The organism is Streptomyces sp. NPDC039430, from assembly GCF_055639435.1.
In genome coordinates, this window is sequence record NZ_JBVKAK010000016.1 from 1 (window position 1) to 15,876 (window position 15,876).

The 15,876-nt window shown below is 71.4% G+C and carries 15 protein-coding genes and 1 pseudogene; 7 read left to right on the forward strand and 9 right to left on the reverse strand.

Going from position 1 to position 15,876, the window contains the following annotated elements:
• The first annotated feature begins 275 nt into the window (after nt 1–275).
• Nucleotides 276–872 (forward strand): aminoacyl-tRNA hydrolase, encoded by a 597-nt coding sequence (gene pth, locus ACZ7LS_RS29765; RefSeq protein WP_129767007.1) that lies wholly within the window; start codon nt 276–278, stop codon nt 870–872.
• Between the two features lie 98 nt (nt 873–970).
• On the opposite strand, the gene ACZ7LS_RS29770 is transcribed toward pth, so the two are convergent.
• Together ACZ7LS_RS29770 and ACZ7LS_RS29775 are read right to left on the reverse strand one after the other, a co-directional pair.
• On the reverse strand, nt 971–1,408 hold the full coding sequence (locus ACZ7LS_RS29770; RefSeq protein ID WP_382521935.1) for a VOC family protein: 438 nt from the start codon (nt 1,406–1,408) through the stop codon (nt 971–973).
• A 96-nt stretch (nt 1,409–1,504) separates the two neighbouring features.
• Entirely contained in the window at nt 1,505–2,938 is a 1,434-nt protein-coding gene (locus ACZ7LS_RS29775; RefSeq protein ID WP_385131491.1) for a diacylglycerol kinase family protein, read from the reverse strand.
• A 197-nt stretch (nt 2,939–3,135) separates the two neighbouring features.
• Here ACZ7LS_RS29775 and ACZ7LS_RS29780 point away from each other — a divergent pair.
• A pseudogene (locus tag ACZ7LS_RS29780) lies at nt 3,136–3,618 on the forward strand (helix-turn-helix transcriptional regulator); the annotation flags it as partial.
• Nucleotides 3,619–3,668: 50 nt separating this feature from the next.
• Nucleotides 3,669–4,166 carry a hypothetical protein gene (locus tag ACZ7LS_RS29785; RefSeq protein WP_382671525.1) on the forward strand — a complete coding sequence of 166 codons (498 nt, stop codon included), beginning with the start codon at nt 3,669–3,671 and terminating at the stop codon, nt 4,164–4,166.
• Between the two features lie 93 nt (nt 4,167–4,259).
• Here the strand turns inward: ACZ7LS_RS29785 and ppc are convergent, their stop codons facing one another.
• Nucleotides 4,260–6,989 carry a phosphoenolpyruvate carboxylase gene (ppc, locus tag ACZ7LS_RS29790; RefSeq protein WP_385131494.1) on the reverse strand — a complete coding sequence of 910 codons (2,730 nt, stop codon included), beginning with the start codon at nt 6,987–6,989 and terminating at the stop codon, nt 4,260–4,262.
• Nucleotides 6,990–7,242: 253 nt separating this feature from the next.
• Between ppc and ACZ7LS_RS29795 the strand changes: the two genes are divergently transcribed.
• Both ACZ7LS_RS29795 and ACZ7LS_RS29800 read left to right on the forward strand, forming a co-directional pair.
• Complete coding sequence (locus ACZ7LS_RS29795; protein WP_382521947.1) at nt 7,243–8,250, forward strand: acyl-CoA desaturase; 1,008 nt, start codon at nt 7,243–7,245, stop codon at nt 8,248–8,250.
• Nucleotides 8,250–8,945 carry a TetR/AcrR family transcriptional regulator gene (locus ACZ7LS_RS29800; protein WP_385317640.1) on the forward strand — a complete coding sequence of 232 codons (696 nt, stop codon included), beginning with the start codon at nt 8,250–8,252 and terminating at the stop codon, nt 8,943–8,945. The genes ACZ7LS_RS29795 and ACZ7LS_RS29800 overlap by 1 nt, the downstream gene beginning before the upstream one ends.
• 30 nt (nt 8,946–8,975) lie before the next feature.
• Here the strand turns inward: ACZ7LS_RS29800 and ACZ7LS_RS29805 are convergent, their stop codons facing one another.
• Complete coding sequence (locus tag ACZ7LS_RS29805; RefSeq protein ID WP_385131498.1) at nt 8,976–9,845, reverse strand: trans-aconitate 2-methyltransferase; 870 nt, start codon at nt 9,843–9,845, stop codon at nt 8,976–8,978.
• Between the two features lie 129 nt (nt 9,846–9,974).
• Between ACZ7LS_RS29805 and ACZ7LS_RS29810 the strand changes: the two genes are divergently transcribed.
• Entirely contained in the window at nt 9,975–10,469 is a 495-nt protein-coding gene (locus ACZ7LS_RS29810) for a MarR family winged helix-turn-helix transcriptional regulator (RefSeq protein ID WP_129766999.1), read from the forward strand.
• On the opposite strand, the gene ACZ7LS_RS29815 is transcribed toward ACZ7LS_RS29810, so the two are convergent.
• Nucleotides 10,431–11,360, reverse strand: coding sequence for a LuxR C-terminal-related transcriptional regulator (locus ACZ7LS_RS29815; protein ID WP_382970236.1), 930 nt, complete (start codon nt 11,358–11,360; stop codon nt 10,431–10,433). The two genes, ACZ7LS_RS29810 and ACZ7LS_RS29815, sit on opposite strands and share 39 nt — an antisense overlap.
• Nucleotides 11,361–11,605: 245 nt before the next feature.
• Between ACZ7LS_RS29815 and ACZ7LS_RS29820 the strand changes: the two genes are divergently transcribed.
• Nucleotides 11,606–12,052 carry a GNAT family N-acetyltransferase gene (locus ACZ7LS_RS29820; RefSeq protein WP_382521959.1) on the forward strand — a complete coding sequence of 149 codons (447 nt, stop codon included), beginning with the start codon at nt 11,606–11,608 and terminating at the stop codon, nt 12,050–12,052.
• Here ACZ7LS_RS29820 and ACZ7LS_RS29825 read toward each other — a convergent pair.
• From ACZ7LS_RS29825 to galT, 4 genes are all read right to left on the reverse strand, one after another.
• Nucleotides 12,036–12,242: a type II toxin-antitoxin system Phd/YefM family antitoxin gene (locus tag ACZ7LS_RS29825; protein WP_382882310.1), complete on the reverse strand. Its 207-nt coding sequence runs from the start codon at nt 12,240–12,242 to the stop codon at nt 12,036–12,038. The genes ACZ7LS_RS29820 and ACZ7LS_RS29825 overlap by 17 nt on opposite strands.
• Before the next feature lie 168 nt (nt 12,243–12,410).
• Entirely contained in the window at nt 12,411–13,559 is a 1,149-nt protein-coding gene (gene galK, locus ACZ7LS_RS29830; protein WP_385131672.1) for a galactokinase, read from the reverse strand.
• A 119-nt stretch (nt 13,560–13,678) separates the two neighbouring features.
• Nucleotides 13,679–14,683 (reverse strand): UDP-glucose 4-epimerase GalE, encoded by a 1,005-nt coding sequence (galE, locus tag ACZ7LS_RS29835; protein WP_382521965.1) that lies wholly within the window; start codon nt 14,681–14,683, stop codon nt 13,679–13,681.
• The gene (galT, locus tag ACZ7LS_RS29840) at nt 14,680–15,723 is read right to left on the reverse strand and encodes a galactose-1-phosphate uridylyltransferase (protein ID WP_385131504.1); all 1,044 of its coding nucleotides are present in this window, start codon (nt 15,721–15,723) and stop codon (nt 14,680–14,682) included. The genes galE and galT overlap by 4 nt, the downstream gene beginning before the upstream one ends.
• Nucleotides 15,724–15,876: the final 153 nt, after the last annotated feature.

A 15,876-nucleotide genomic window follows, 5' to 3' on the forward strand; every position in this document is an offset into this window, starting at 1 on the left:
CCTCCATCCCGCCTCTGCCCAAAAAGGCGGAGGAACCGCCCGGAGACAAGCCCGAGGCGGCCGGGGGCGCCGAGGGCTGATCCGTACGCTGTGCCCCACGGGGTGGCGGGCCGAGGCCCCGCCACCCCGTTCGGCTGTCCGTACGCCCGGTCGACCCTGGTCCACGCCGGGTCCACCCGGTCCACTTGATCCAGCCGACGCACCTTGATCAACCTGATCCACCCTGATCCACCTGATGCACCTGATGCACCTGATCCAGAGGAGACGCAGCGCGGATGACCACGGATGCCAACGCCCCCTGGCTGATCGTCGGCCTGGGGAACCCCGGGCCCGGTTACGCGGCCAACCGGCACAATGTCGGGTTCATGGTGGCCGATCTGCTGGCGGAGCGCATCGGCGGCTCCTTCAAGCGGGCGCAGAAGGCACAGGCGCAGGTGATCGAGGGCCGGATCGGGCCGCCGGGTCCCGCCAATCGCCGGGTCGTGCTCGCCAAGCCCGCCTCGTACATGAATCTGTCCGGTGGTCCGGTCACCGGGCTGCGTGATTTCTACAAGGTCCCGACGGCGAACATCGTCGCGATCCATGACGAGCTGGACATCGACTACGGCGTGCTGCGGCTGAAGCTGGGCGGTGGGGACAACGGCCACAACGGTCTGAAGTCGATGACGAAGGCGATGGGCCCGGACTACCACCGGGTACGGTTCGGGATCGGCCGGCCGCCGGGCCGGATGCAGGTCGCGGACTTCGTCCTGAAGGACTTCTCGTCGGTGGAGCGCAAGGAACTGGGGTACTTCGTGGACCGCGCAGCGGACGCGGTGGAGGCCCTGGTGATCGAGGGACTTGAGCGCGCGCAGAGCACGTACAACTCCTGACGTACGTACGACTCCTGACGCGGCTCCCGACTCGACTCCTGGCACGGTTCCTGACACGACTCCTGACGCGGCTCCTGTCGGGCTGCCGAATTCCGCTGTCAGACCAGGCAGAACTCGTTTCCTTCCGGATCGGCCATCAGCACATGATCGGGCCTGCCCGCCAGGTCCTCCTCACGAACCACGGTCGCCCCCGCGGCGGTCAGCCGCTCCACCGCCTCGACCACGCGCGGCCATCGCACCTCCCACGGTGTCTCACGGCCGCCACCGACGTGTATGTCCAGGTGCACGCGGTTCTTCACCGCCTTCGGCTCCGGCACTTTCAGGAAGGACATGGTGGGGCCCGTCCCCTCGGGATCACAGAGGTAGGCGCCGTCGTCCCACTCGTCCTCCGGGACCCCGTGCTCGGAGAGCCATTCCTCCCAGCTCCCGAACCCTGTGGGCGCGGGCTTCTCCGCGTAGCCCAGTGCCCGAGCCCAGAACTCCGCCAGCTTCGCCGGGTGCGCGCAGTCGATCGTCAAGCTCCAGGTGGTCGCCATGCGGCCCTCCTTGGTCGGATGCGATGACCGTATCGGGCACCTCTGACATCCGGTTCGGCGAGCCCTCCCGCCGGTGGGCGGCGAGGCCGTCGCCGGTCAGCGCGGGGCACGCCCCGCCGCGGCCCGTCCCACCGTCAGGGCCTGCTCGCGCACCCTGCGCCAGTTCAGCGGGGGCGTACCGCGCGGCACACCCGGACGGTGACGGGGCAGCCGTACGCGCAGCGCGCCCGGCTCGATCCGGCAGCGTACGGGAACGGACACGGTGAGGGCCTCGCCATCGACGCCGGCCGGGACGCGGGGCGCGTCGGCGTCGATGACGACCTGACGAGCGGTGGCCGAGGTCAGCCCGGACCCGCGTCGGCCGCGCAGCATCGAGGCCGCCTGGACCGCGTTGTCGACCTTGACACCGAGCACTCCCAGGACGCCGGAGTCCAGCCGGTCCCGGTATCCCAGGCCCGCGGGATCCCCCAGCCGGTAAGGGTTGTTGCTCACCAGGACGGCCTGGGGTCCGTCGATGGCCACGGAATCGGCGCGCACCGTCAGGCGCGGACCGGTGTGGTGGGTGAGCAGGTCCGGCAGCAGCTGAAGGGTCGTACGGGCCTTGTCGTCGCGATAGCCCGGACTCTGCACCACGGCCGCGTACGCCCCGAAGGAGGCGTTGTTGACGAAGACGCGCTCCCGGCCCGCTGCCGAGGGCCCTCCCGCATCTCCCGCATCTCCCACGTCACCTACGTCACCTACGTCTCCCGCGTCTCCCCCGGCGATGAAGCCGAGGTCGACGCGGATCTCGACCCCGTCGGTGAGCGCCTGGAGGCACGCCGACGGGTCCTCTCGGTCGAGGCCGAGGTCCATGGCGAAGTGGTTACGGGTCCCGGCGCAGATGACGACGAACGGAACGTCGAACTCCATCGCCACGCCCGCGACGAGGGCCTGCGTACCGTCGCCGCCCGCGACGCCGAGGAGATCCGCGCCGTCGTCCACGGCCCGCCTCGCCAGCTCGGCCACGTCCTGCGGATGCGCGGGGTCCAGCACGACGACTTCGGCGCCGAGAGCCCTGGCCCTGTCCACCAAGCGGAACCTCTCGACCTTCCCGCCGCCCGAGCGCGGGTTCATGATGAGGAACGGCCGTCGTGGAGGATCGACCCGGCGTTCCGGCGTGCGCGGCGGGCCGGGCTCAGCAAGTGCCGTTCTGCCCGCGGATACGGCCAGCGTCCACAGGGCGAGCGAGACGAGCACCACCCACAGCACGCCGGCGACCGCGTAGAACACCAGGACGGCGACCGGTGCGCCCGTCGCCAGTACGAGAGCGAGCGCCCTGACCACACCCGTGCGCGCGAGCACCCACCACACGGCGGCGGCCGTGACCGCCAGTCCTGCCAGCCCCACCCCCACCAGCGCGACGCTCCGCAGCCCGGCGGACACCAGGAGAACCAGCAGGGCCGCGGTGCCCGCCACGAGTGCGAGGCGTGCGGCCCACCGCCTGTCCACGCGATCAAGCCTCCCGCCGATCAGACCGCTCTTGTCATTCATTCCACCGGCTCGTCCATTCCACCGGCCCGTCCATTCCACCGGCCCGGTCCGCGGAACGCAACGCCCGGCACGGGTGACCCGTCTTCGGGCAGCCGCGTGGCGATCAACGGCTGAGCGCATGACCATGGAAAGGGCGGTTTCCCGGCCGTGAGCCGTCCGAGGGCCAGAGCCGTCCATCGCCACCTGGGGTGGTACGTATGCTTCCAGCCCGTGCCACAGGCGCGGAAGACGACGGAAACGCTCTCGTCGCGTCGTCCGGCGCAGCCGGGGCGCTGGATCCGTCCGGTGACCCCCTGCTCGCGGCCACGTTCTCGGTCCCGCCGGTCGCCCGCGGCCTCCTCCGCAGGAAGCGGCTTCTGGACCGGCTCACCGAGGGCACGAACGGGCCGCTGACGCTCGTCACGGGCCCGGCGGGAGCCGGCAGGACGACCCTCGTCTCTTCCTGGACACGGTGGGGCACGGCCCCCGGCCCGGTGGTGTGGGTGACCCTGGACTCCGGCGACACCCCGGGCGTCTTCTGGACCTACGTCGTGGACGCGTTCCGTCGTGGACTCGCCGGGCTCACCGGTGACATCGGCGCGCCCGTCTCCGCCGGGGCTGTCGGTCATTCGCTGCTGGTCCGCCTCTGCTCCGCCCTGGAGCGGCTGCCCGAGCCGGTGGTCCTGGTGCTCGACGGCATGGACAAGGTGGAGTTGACCGGGCGCATGCCTATGGCCAAAGATCCCGCCCTATGGGACGGACGACAGAGCGGAAGCGGCGCAAGAGGCACCCCTCCGGGCGCGTGCTCTCCTTCGGCCGGCGGGCCGCGATGGGCTGCGTCGCCGCGCTGCTGCTCGTCGCGGCCGTCTGGACCTCCTGGGACTCCGCCCACCACATCGTGCTCTCCAAGGGCCGTGAGCACGGCACGCTCACGGTGTCCCGCTGCGCCGACGGGACCTGCACCGGGCCGTACGATCCCGACGGCCCGGACGGGCCCCGCGCGGGGATGGCCATCGAGCAGTCGGTCGCCGTCAAGAAGGGCGAGCGGCTCCCGGTCGTCGTGAAGCCGGGCACCGATGAGCTGGTCCGTACCGGCACGGCGGGGCTGCTGTACGCGTGGGTGCCGCTGGGCGGGGCGCTGCTGCTGGCCTCGCTCGTCATCGGCGGCGGTCTGCGGATGACCCGGACGGCGTGGGGGACGGCGCTGGCGGGCGCCGCGCTGCTGCTGGCCACGTTCTTCGCGCTCTGAACAGCGGGCACGTCGTGGGTACGACGCCGCCCCCGGCCGGGAGACCCGGGCCGGGGGCGGTCGTCGCGTCCGCGCGTACCGCGGCAAGCCGGATCAGCCGGTGTTGCGCAGCCCCGCCGCGACGCCGTTGACCGTCAGCAGCAGCGCCCGCGCCAGCAGCGGATCGGGCGCCTCCTGCCGTTCCGCCGCCGCGCGCTGGCGGGCGAGCAGCGAGACCTGGAGGTAGGAGATCGGGTCGAGGTAGGCGTCCCGGATCGCGAAGGTCTGCTGGAGCGCCGGGTTGGAGTCGAGGAGCTTATCGCCGCCGGTGATCCGCAGCACCTCCTGGACGGTGAGCGCGTGCTCGGCCTCGATGGCGCCGAAGACGTGCTTCAGCTCGTCGGGCACGAGGGTGTCCACGTAGTGGCGTGCGATGCGCAGGTCGGTCTTGGCGAGCGTCATCTCGACGTTCGACAGGAAGTTCTGGAAGAAGTGCCAGTGCTCGTACATCTCGTCGAGCACCGTGTCGGGTCCGGCCTCGCGCAGGGCCTTCAGGCCCGAGCCGACCCCGTACCAGCCGGGCACGATCTGCCGCGACTGCGTCCAGCCGAAGACCCAGGGGATGGCGCGCAGTCCGTCGAGACCCGCGCCGGAGTCGGGCCGCCGGGAGGGCCGGGAGCCCAGGTGGAGGTCGGCGAGCTGGTCGACGGGGGTGGAGGCGAAGAAGTACGCGGGCAGGTCGGGGTCCTCGACCAGCGCGCGGTACGTGGCGTGCGCGGCGTCCGAGACGGTGTCCATCGCCGAGTCCCAGCGGGCCAGCGCCTCGTCGGACTGGCGCGGCGCGGTGTGCAGGGCCGAGGCCTGGAGTGTGGCGGCGACGGTCAGTTCCAGGTTCTCCCTGGCCAGGGAGGGGATCAGATACTTGTCGGAGATGACCTCGCCCTGCTCGGTGACCTTGATCTCGCCCTCCAGCGTGCCCCAGGGCTGGGCGAGGATCGCGTCGTGCGAGGGGCCGCCGCCGCGGCCGACGGTGCCGCCGCGGCCGTGGAAGAGGCGCAGCCGTACGCCGTGCCGGTGGGCGACGTCGCGGAGCCTGCGCTGTGCGCGGTGGATCTCCCACTGCGAGGTGGTGATGCCGCCGAACTTGGACGAGTCGGAGTAGCCGAGCATGACCTCCTGGACGTCGCCGCGCAGCGAGACGAGCCGGCGGTAGGAGGGGTCGGCGAGCATCTCGTCGAGGATGACGTCGGCGGCGCGCAGCTCGTCCGTGGTCTCCAGCAGCGGCACGATGCCGATCTTGGCCCAGCCGCCGTGCAGGTCGAGGAGTCCGGCCTCGCGGGCCAGTACGGCCGCCGCGAAGACGTCGTCCGCGCCCTGGCACATGGAGATGATGTACGACTCGATGACCTCGGGCCCGAACCGTTCGAAGGCCTGGCGGACGGTGTGGAAGACGCCGAGGGTCTTCTCGCCCGCCGCGTCGAGCGGCGCGGGGGTGGGGGCGAGCGGCCGGCGGGAGCGCAGTTCCTTGGCGAGGAGCTTCTGCCGGTATTCGCGCGGCATGTCGGTGTAGCGCCAGGACTCCTCGCCGAGGCGGTCGAAGAGCTGTCCGAGCGCGTGGTGGTGGGCGTCGGCGTGTTCGCGTACGTCCATGGTGGCGAGCTGGAGGCCGAAGGCGGCGAGCGTACGGATCGTACGGTCCATGCGGCCGTCGGCGAAGAGGCCGCCGCGGTGCTGGCGCAGCGAGGTCTGGATGAGGGTGAGGTCGTCGAGGAGCTCGGCGGTGCCGAGGAAGTCGCGGCCGGGCTCGTGCGGGGTGCCCTTGGCGAGGCGTTCGCGGGTGTTGACGAGCTTCTGGCGGATGCAGGTGGCCTTGAGGCGGTAGGGCTCTTCGGCGTTGAGCCGCTTGTAGCGGGGGCTGATCTCCGGGAGGCGTGCCAGGTCGGTCTGGAGCGAGTCGAGCAGTTCGTCCGTGGCGCCGGTGTAGCGGATGGAATTGGAGAGCAGGCCGCGCAGGTAGTCGATGAGTTCGAGCGCGTCGGTGATGCCGTGCTCGTGCTGGAGGATCAGGACCTCGCGGGTGACCTCGGGGGTGACATTCGGGTTGCCGTCGCGGTCGCCGCCGATCCAGGTGCCGAAGGTGAGCGGCCGGGTGCCGGAGGGCAGTTCGACGCCGACGCGTTCCAGTTCGGCGACAAGGTCTTCGAGGACGTCGCCGACGGCGCCGACGTGGAGTTCGTCGAGGTAGTAGATGGCGTTGCGGGCCTCGTCGGCCGGTTCGGGCCGTACGACGCGCAGTTCGTCGGTCTGCCAGATCAGGTCGATGGACTCGGCGAGCCGCAGATCGTGGCGGCGCCGGTCGGAGGCGATGACGGGTGCTTCGAGCAGTTCGGCGATGCGGCGGAGCTTGTTGAGTACGGAGCGGCGCGCGGCCTCGGTGGGGTGCGCGGTGAACACGGGCCGTACGTTCAGGTTCTTGACGGTTTCGCGCAGATGCTCGGGATCGGCGTCCTTGAGGCGGTCCGCGGTGCGGGCGAGCAGGCCGCCCTCGGCGGCGCGCCGTTCGCGCATTTCCCTGCCGCGGTGTACCTGTTCGGTGACGTTGGCCAGGTGGAAGTAGGTGGAGAAGGCGCGCACCAGCTTGGCGGCGGTCTCCAGGTCGGTGTCACCGAGCAGCTCGGCGGCGGCTTCTCCGTTCTCGCGCGTCAACGCGCGTACTCGCTCGACGAGGTCGAGGAGCTCCGGGCCTTCCTGCCGTACGAGGGTCTCGCCCAGGAGGTCACCGAGACGGCGGATGTCTGAGCGCAGCTCCGCGCTGGCGGATGAGGTCTGGTCGGCACTGCTCACAGGTGCGGCTCCTTGCAGTGTTTAAGCACGTCTGGAGGGTTCTGGAGGCGTCAGACCTTCCGGGAGAAGGTCTCGCGGACCGCGCTGTCCGACGACAACAAGGATAGGTGCCCTTCGCTTGGTGTTATCCACAGGCCTCTTGCCGCGCCGTGCGGCGCTGCCATACTTACGATGCCGTAGGTTACGCACCCGTATCCAACGTTCTGCCCTATTCGTACTTCTGACCTACTCCTCACCCCCAGGGGACCCCCTCATGCCCACACCCCCCGATGTGATCGACGATCCCTCCACTCCCCCCACCCCTTCCACCGCCGTGGGCGCCGATGGCCCCGCGCTCCCCTCCGCCACGCTCGGCGGGGACAGCAAGGGGACCATCGAGCAGATCGCCCTGCTGCTCTTCATCGCCGTGCCCTTCGTGGCCCTGCTCGCCGCCGTGCCGCTGGCGTTCGCCTGGGGCGGCGTGAGCTGGCTCGATCTGGGTCTGATGGTGGCGATGTACTACATCGGCTGCCACGGCATCACGATCGGCTTCCACCGCTACTTCACCCATGGCTCCTTCAAGGCGAAGCGCCCGCTGCGGATCCTGCTCGCCGTGGCCGGTTCGCTCGCCGTGGAGGGCCCGCTGGTCCGCTGGGTGGCGGACCACCGCAAACACCACAAGTACTCGGACGCGGAAGGCGACCCGCACTCCCCGTGGCGGTTCGGCGAGACCCTTCCCGCGCTGATGAAGGGCTTGTGGTGGGCGCACATCGGCTGGCTCTTCGACGAGGAGCAGACGCCGCAGCACACATACGCGCCCGATCTGATCAAGGACCCGGCGATCCGCGCGGTCTCGCGTCAGTTCGCGCTGTGGACGGTCGTCTCGCTGTCGATCCCGCCGCTGGTGGGCGGGCTGGTGACGATGTCCTGGTGGGGGGCGTTCACGGCGTTCTTCTGGGGCTCGCTGGTGCGGGTGGCGCTGCTGCACCACGTCACGTGGTCGATCAACTCGATCTGTCACGCGGTCGGCAAGCGTCCCTTCAAGTCCCGGGACCGCTCGGGGAATGTCTGGTGGCTCGCGGTGCTGTCCTGCGGCGAGTCCTGGCACAACCTGCACCACGCGGACCCGACCAGCGCGCGGCACGGCGTGCTCAGGGGCCAGCTCGACTCCAGCGCCCGGATCATCCGCTGGTTCGAGCTGCTGGGCTGGGCGTCGGACGTCCGCTGGCCGAGCGCTTCCCGGCTGGACACCCGCCGCAAGAGCGCACCCGCCAAGGCATGATGGGCACCGTGGCGATCGACGGCAGTACGAGCGGCAAGGGCAGCACCGACAAGGGCCGGACCACGGGAGGGCGGCGGACCCGCAGGGTCCGGATGACCGGTGCGGAACGACGCGAACAGCTGCTGGACATCGGCCGCACCGTCTTCGCCGAGAAGGGCTTCGAGGCCGCGTCGGTCGAGGAGATCGCGGCGAAGGCCGGGGTCTCCAAGCCCGTCGTCTACGAGCACTTCGGCGGCAAGGAGGGCCTGTACGCGGTGGTCGTGGACCGCGAGATGCGCCAGCTGCTGGACATGGTCACCAGCGCCCTCACCGCCGGCCACCCCCGTGAGCTGCTGGAACAGGCCGCGTTCGCCCTGCTCGACTACATCGAGATGTATACGGACGGCTTCCGCATCCTGGTCCGCGACTCTCCGGTGGCGCAGTCCACGGGCACGTTCGCCTCGCTGATCAGCGATATCGCCACGCAGGTCGAGGACATCCTCGGCATGGAGTTCAAGGCCCGCGGCTTCGACCCGAAGCTGGCGCCGCTGTACGCCCAGGCGCTGGTGGGCATGGTGGCGCTGACGGGCCAGTGGTGGGTGGACGCGCGCCGCCCGAAGAAGTCGGAGGTGGCGGCGCATCTGGTGAACCTGGCCTGGCACGGCCTGGAGAACCTGGAACCGAAGCCGCGGCTCATAGGCCACCGCAAGATCTGAGACGACGGCGCCGCCGGCGCCCACGAGGCCTCACCCCGCCCTGTGCGCCACCGCGAAGACGCGGCGGAACGGGAAGACCGTGCCGTGCGGGCCCGGGGGGTAGGCGGCGCGGAGCAGGTCGCGGTATTGGGCCGTGAATTCCTCCGTGGCCGCCTCGTCGCCCTCCAGCGCGGTGAGGACGGGCCGCAGGGCGGTGCCCTTCACCCAGTCGAGTACCGGGTCCTCGCCGGTGAGGAGCTGCAGGTACGTCGTCTCCCAGACGTCCGCCGCGCAGCCGAGGTCCGAGAGGCGCATGAGGTAGTCCGCGGGCTCCAGGACGCGCACGGACCGCAGGGCCGGGAGGTCGAGCCGGTCGCGCCAGCGCGGGGTGGCGCACAGTTCGGCGAGCAGGGTGTGGCTGGGGGCGGTGAAGTTGCCGGGGACCTGGAAGGCGAAGGTGCCGCCGGGGGCGAGGGCGTCGATCCAGCCGGCGAAGGACTCGGGGTGGTTCGGCACCCACTGGAGGGCCGCGTTGGAGACGATCAGGCCGTACGGTTCGCCCGGCGTCCAGTGCGCGGCGTCGCCCTCCCGGAAGTCCAGCGCACCGCCGCCCGGGGTGGGGCCCTCGTACCCCTCGCGGGCCCGGTCGAGCATCTCGGGCGAGTTGTCGAAGCCGGTGATCCTGGCCGCGGGCCAGCGGTCGGCGAGGAGCGCGGTGACATTGCCGGGGCCGCAGCCGAGGTCGGCGATCCTGACGGCGCCGCCGCCCGCGGGCGGCTCGGGGATACGGGCCAGCAGATCGAGGAACGGACGGCCGCGGTGGCCGGCGTGCCTGAGGTACTGGCCCGGGTCCCAGGTCGGGGCGGGCGGCCCGGCGGGCGGCTGGTCGGACGAGGAGGAACGGGACGGTGCGGAGTGCATGGTGGAGCCCCCATCGCGGTCGCGGAGTACACCGCGGGAGCGGCCCACGGCGGTCGCCTCCCACCCTGCACCGCCATATATCTTGACGTCAAGAGACTTCATGTCGAGGCACCCTCTACACTGATCGTCATGGAGGACGAGGTCGACCGACTGGTCGCAGCATGGCGCCGAGAGCGCCCCGACCTCGACGTGGAACCACTCGAGGTGCTCAGCCGCGTGAGCAGGCTGGCCCGCCATCTCGACCGCGCGCGCCGTATCGCGTTCTCGGAGCACGGCCTGGAGCCGTGGGAGTTCGACGTCCTGACCTCGCTGCGGCGCGCGGGCGCCCCGTATCAGCTCTCGCCCGGCCAGTTGCTGACGCAGACCCTGGTCACCTCGGGCACGATGACGAACCGTATCGACCGGCTCGCCAAGAAGGGGCTGGTCGAGCGGTTGCCCGACCCCAGCGACCGGCGCGGCGTGCTGGTACGGCTCACCGCCGAGGGGCGGGACCGCGCGGATCAGGCGCTCGCCGGGCTGCTCGCCCAGGAGCGCGCGATCCTCGCCGAGCTGTCCCGCGCCCAGCGCGGTGAACTGGCGGGGCTGCTACGCCAGTTGACCGCCCCGTTCGACAACGTTCCCTAGCGGCGGCACCAGATCGACCGGCCCGACGCCCGCCCGGCGGGCCAGGGCGACGGCGGCCAGCGTGGAGTGCACGCCCAGCTTCCCCAGCACGTTCTGCATATGCGTACGGACGGTGTGCGGGGAGAGGAAGAGGCGTTCGGCGACGGCCTTGCGGCCCAGCCCCGCGACCATGCAGCGCAGCACCTCGCGCTCGCGCGGCGTCAGCGACTCGACCAGCCGCTCGCTCTCCGTACGGTGTTTGCGCGCGGCCGTCAGCTCGCGCAGGACGCCCGTGAGCAGCGCGGGCGGCAGATGCGTCTCGTCCCGCAGGACGCCCCGCATCACGGCGAGGAGCCGTTGCAGCGAGCAGTCCTTCGCGACCCATCCGGAGGCGCCCGCCTGGAGCGCCAGCGCGGCGCGGTGCGGGTCGTCCTTCTCGGCGAGCACGACCGTACGGACGGACGGCTGGGCCGAACGGACCCCGGCGACCAGCGAGATGCCGTCGACCAGGACGGCTTCGCCGTGGTCGGGCACGGCACGGGCGACCGGCACCTGAACCGGCCCGCCGCCCGAAGCGGAAGCCGGCCCCGTCACCGAAGCCGGTCCCGCCGTCCCGTTGGCCGAGCCGTTGAGCGAGCCGTTGAACGAGCCGTTGACCGAACCGCCCGCAGTCCCGTTGAGCGCGCCGTTGACCGAACCGCCGGCCGCGCCCGGGACCGCGCCCAGATCGGCGTCGACCAGCATCACATCGAACCTGCGCCCCTCCGTCGCCGCGCGTTCGAGACAGCGCAGCGCGGCGGGGCCGCTGCCCGCGGCCGACACGTCCACGTCGGACTCGGCCGCGAGCGCGGCGGCGAGCGACTCGGCGAAGATGCGATGGTCGTCCACCACGAGAACCCGGATACGTACCAATGGACACCCCCTGAAGGCGGGTGGCCGACATCGCGGGCACGGCGCCCGGTATGCGGGGCGACAGGTCAACGGCACGGCCGCCGCCGCCTGATGACCGCTGCCCCACCCCGGGCGTCGTACCCGACTTGTCTCCACCCCTGAACAGCACCGGCCCCCACCGGTGCTTTTCCCCAGCGTACGGGCGCGGGCCCGAAGCGGAAGGAAATTCGCAGAACTCGTTGCCCGCCCTGTTTATGGTGGGCCTCATGTTTCGTATGGAGACAGAAGTCGACAACGAACGGCACGCGGCGCTCGGCGAACGGCTGGGCGCGGCCAACTCGCGGCGCTCACCGGTCCTGCGCGCGCTGCGTACCAGTCCGCTGGGCGAGGAAGTCCCCCTCCACGTCTGGCTGCTGGACGACAGGACGGGCGAGCTGGCCGGCGGCCTGGCGGGACGCACCTGGGCCCGCTGGCTCCATGTGGATCTGCTCTGGGTCGACGACCGCCACCGCGGCGGCCGTCTGGGCAGCCGGCTGCTGGCCCAGGCGGAGCGTGTGGCCAGAACGGAACGCGCGTGCGCGCGGGCGCGGCTGGAGACCTGGGACTTCCAGGCCCCGGACTTCTACCGCAAGCAGGGCTACCAGGTCGTCGGCGAGGTCACGGACTACCCGCCGGGCGTGACGGAGTACATCCTGATCAAGTCGCTGGCCTGAGCAGGACACTCGCCTGAATCGTGCGCGCACCGACCGGCCGCACAAGCATGACCCGCACGCCGTAGTGCGGAATCCAGTTGTCGCGGGGCACGAGTGTCATCACGACTTCTTCGCCGGCGGCCACCTGCTCCGGGACGCGTGAAAAGTGCGTCTTCGCCTCGTGCACGGTGTGGTGACGCGCTGCTTCCATGGCTGCTGCCTCGCAGGCGTTCAAGGGCGGACCAAGCACTGGACCACGTCCAGCCGAGGCCCGGCGTACGTGGACGTACACAGACGTCACCCACCGTACGTGGAGGACTGAGACTCGGCGCTCCCCTCCCGTCCCCGGACCACCCCTCCCTGCCACCCGGCAGGTCTCTCAGGCCAGCCGGTGCGCGCCCCTCGACGGGATCGCCGGGAAGACGCGCGGGGCCGTGTGGCCCGCCGCCGTGAAGGCCTCCGTGACCGCCTTCGTCACGGACTCCGCGTCCGGCTCCTCGACCAGCACGATCGCCGAGCCGCCGAAGCCGCCGCCCGTCATCCGGGCGCCGAGCGCGCCGGCCGCGGTGGCCGTCTCGACCACCAGGTCCAGTTCGGCGCAGGAGACCCGCAGATCGTCGCGGAGCGAGGCGTGGCCCTCGACCAGGATCTCGCCGACGGCGCGGACATCGCCCGCGTCGAGCAGCGCGATGACCCGTTCGACGCGGTGGTCGTCGCTCACGACATGGCGGACGTAGCGGCGTACGGTGTCGCTCTCGCCCGCCGCCGCCAGCCGGTCGAGCGCCCCGGGCAGGTCCTCGTACGCCACATCGCGCAGCGCGCGCACGCCGAGCGCCCGCGCGCCCGCCTCGCAGCCCGCGCGCCGCTCGGCGTACGCGCCGTCGCCGAGCGCGTGCTTGACGCGGGTGTCGACGACCAGCAGCCGCAGGCCGTGGGCCGCCAGGTCGAACGGCACCTGGCGCTGGGAGAGGTCGCGGGTGTCCAGATGGAGCGCGTGCCCGTCGGTGCAGCACGCCGAGGCCATCTGGTCCATGACCCCGCACGGCACGCCGACGAAGTCGTTCTCGGCGCGCTGCGCGAGCACGGCCAGTTCGGGTGCCGACAGGCCCAGCCCGTACAGGTCGTTCAGGGCGAGCGCGGTGACGACCTCCAGCGCGGCCGAGGACGAGAGGCCCGCGCCGGTCGGGACGGACGACGCCAGATGGATGTCGGCGCCGCCGACCGGGTGCCCGGCCTGGCGCAGCGCCCAGACGACACCGGCCGGGTAGGCGGCCCAGCCGGTGTCGGAGAGCGGTACGAGCGCGTCGGCGTCGAGCTGGACGACGCCCTGCTGGACATCGGCGGAGTGCACGCGCAGGACCGAGTCCGTACGGCGGGACACCGCGGCGACCGCCCGGTGCGGCAGCGCCAGCGGCATCACGAAGCCGTCGTTGAAGTCGGTGTACTCGCCGATCAGGTTCACCCGGCCGGGGGCCGCCCAGACGCCCTCGGGCCCGGCTCCGTACAGCCGCCGGAACTCCTCGGCCACCGTCGCGCCGACGCCCGTGTCACGGACGGCCGCCTCACGGACGCCCCCGTCCCCGATACCCGTGTCGCCGACACCCGTGTCACCGACGGCCGTGCCGTCGACGCCCGTACCGCTGTGGCTCACCCTTGGTTCTCCTTCCGGCGTGCGAACGCCCACGCGTCCGTGACGATCCCCGCCAGATCGGCGCGGCTCGGGGTCCAGCCGAGGCGGTCGCGGGCCGCTTCGGCGGAGGCGACCAGGACGGCGGGGTCGCCGCCCCGGCGCGGGGCCACGACCTCGGGGACGGGGTGTCCGGTGACCGCGCGTACGGTCTCGATGACCTCGCGGACCGAGAAGCCCGCGCCGTTGCCGAGGTTGCAGATCAGATGCTCGCCGCCGGTGGCCGCGTCCAGCGCGCGCAGATGGGCCTCGGCGAGGTCGGCGACATGGATGTAGTCGCGTACGCAGGTGCCGTCCGGCGTCGGGTAGTCCTCGCCGAACACCGAGATCGCCTCCCTCTTGCCGAGGGCGACCTGCAGCACCAGCGGGATGAGATGCGACTCGGGGTCGTGCCGCTCACCGCAACTGCCGTACGCCCCGGCCACGTTGAAGTACCGCAGCGAGACCGCCGCGAGACCGTGCGCCGCGCACTCCCCGCTGATCATGTGGTCGACGGCCAGCTTGGTGGCACCGTACGGGCTGGTGGGCGCCGTCGGGTCGCTCTCCGTGATGGGGGTGGAGACCGGCTCCCCGTACGTCGCGGCGGTGGACGAGAAGACGAGCGTGCGCACCCCGGCCGCGCGCATCGCGGCGAGCAGCGCCATCGAGCCGCCGACGTTGTTGTCCCAGTACTTCTCGGGCTTGGCGACGGACTCGCCGACCTGCGAGGACGCCGCGAAGTGCAGCACCGCGTCGTAGGAGGGGTCGAGCCACTTCGCCGCGTCCTGGATCCGGCCCTCGATGAAGTCGGCTCCCGCCGGGACGCCCTCGCGGAATCCGGTGGAGAGGTCGTCCAGCACGGTCACCTCGTGACCGGCCTCCAGCAGATGTGCCGCGACCACGCTGCCGACATACCCCGCACCGCCCGTGACGAAGTACTTCCGGGGTACGGGGGTCGTCTCAGGGGAAGACACCGTCTTGCTCACTCGCTCGCTACCTCTCGCAGTCGCTCGGCCGCGGCCTCCGGCGGCACGTCGTTGATGAACACACTCATGCCGGATTCGGAACCCGCGAGGAATTTCAGCTTGCCGGAAGTGCGGCGGATGGTGAAAAGCTCAAGGTGAAGCGCGAAGTCGTGCCTCCCCTCGGCCCGGAAGGGCGCCTGGTGCCAGGCGGAGATGTACGGCGTCGGCGGTTCACCTTCGCCGAAGATCCGGTCGAAGCGCCTCAAGAGTTCCAGATAGATCTGTGGGAACTCTGTACGCGCGGCGTCGTCGAGCCCCCGCAGGTCGGGGGTCCGCCGGACGGGGTAGAGGTGCACCTCGTACGGCCAGTGCGCCGCGTACGGCACGAACGCCACCCAGTGCCGCCCCTCCAGCACCACCCGGCCGCCCTCGGTCCGCTCGCGCGCGACGAGGTCGTCGAAGAGGTTGCGGCCGGTCGCGGCGCGGTGTTCCCGTACGGAGCGGAGCATCAGCGCGGTGCGCGGGGTGACGAAGGGGTACGCGTAGATCTGCCCGTGCGGATGGCCGAGCGTCACGCCGATCTCCGCGCCCCGGTTCTCGAACGGGAAGACCTGCTCGACCTGCGGGAGTTCGGCCAGTTCCGCGGTGCGGTCGGTCCAGGCCTCCAGGACCAGGCCGGCCTGGTCCTCGGTGAGGTCGGCGAACGAGGAGTCGTGGTCGGAGGTGAAGCAGACGACCTCGCAGCGTCCCGAGTCCCCGGCGAGTGAGGGGAAGCGGTTCTCGAACACGGCGACGTCGTAGTCCGGCTCCGGGATCTCGCTGAGCCGGCCGTCCCGGGAGGGGCAGAGCGGGCACTCGTCGGCGGGCGGGTGGTACGTACGGGCCTGGCGGTGCGAGGCGATGGCGACCGCGTCACCGAGCAGCGCGTCGCGGCGGATCTCCGAGGTGGTGGAGATGGGGCCGAGGGGCCTGCGGTCGGCGGCGTCGCGCACGGCGTCGTCCCGCAGGTCGTAATAGACCAGCTCACGGCCGTCGGCGAGCCTTGTCACCGTCTTCTTCATCGGTTGCCTCCACGGCCGTGCACCCACACACCACTCATCAACAGAATCGCACATAAGAAATCACAAGTAAACAGATGCGTCAACGGCGGCTGGGTGGGCACACGAGATCACGCATGTTCGGGGCACCTCGGACGCCTCGGCGATCCCGACAGG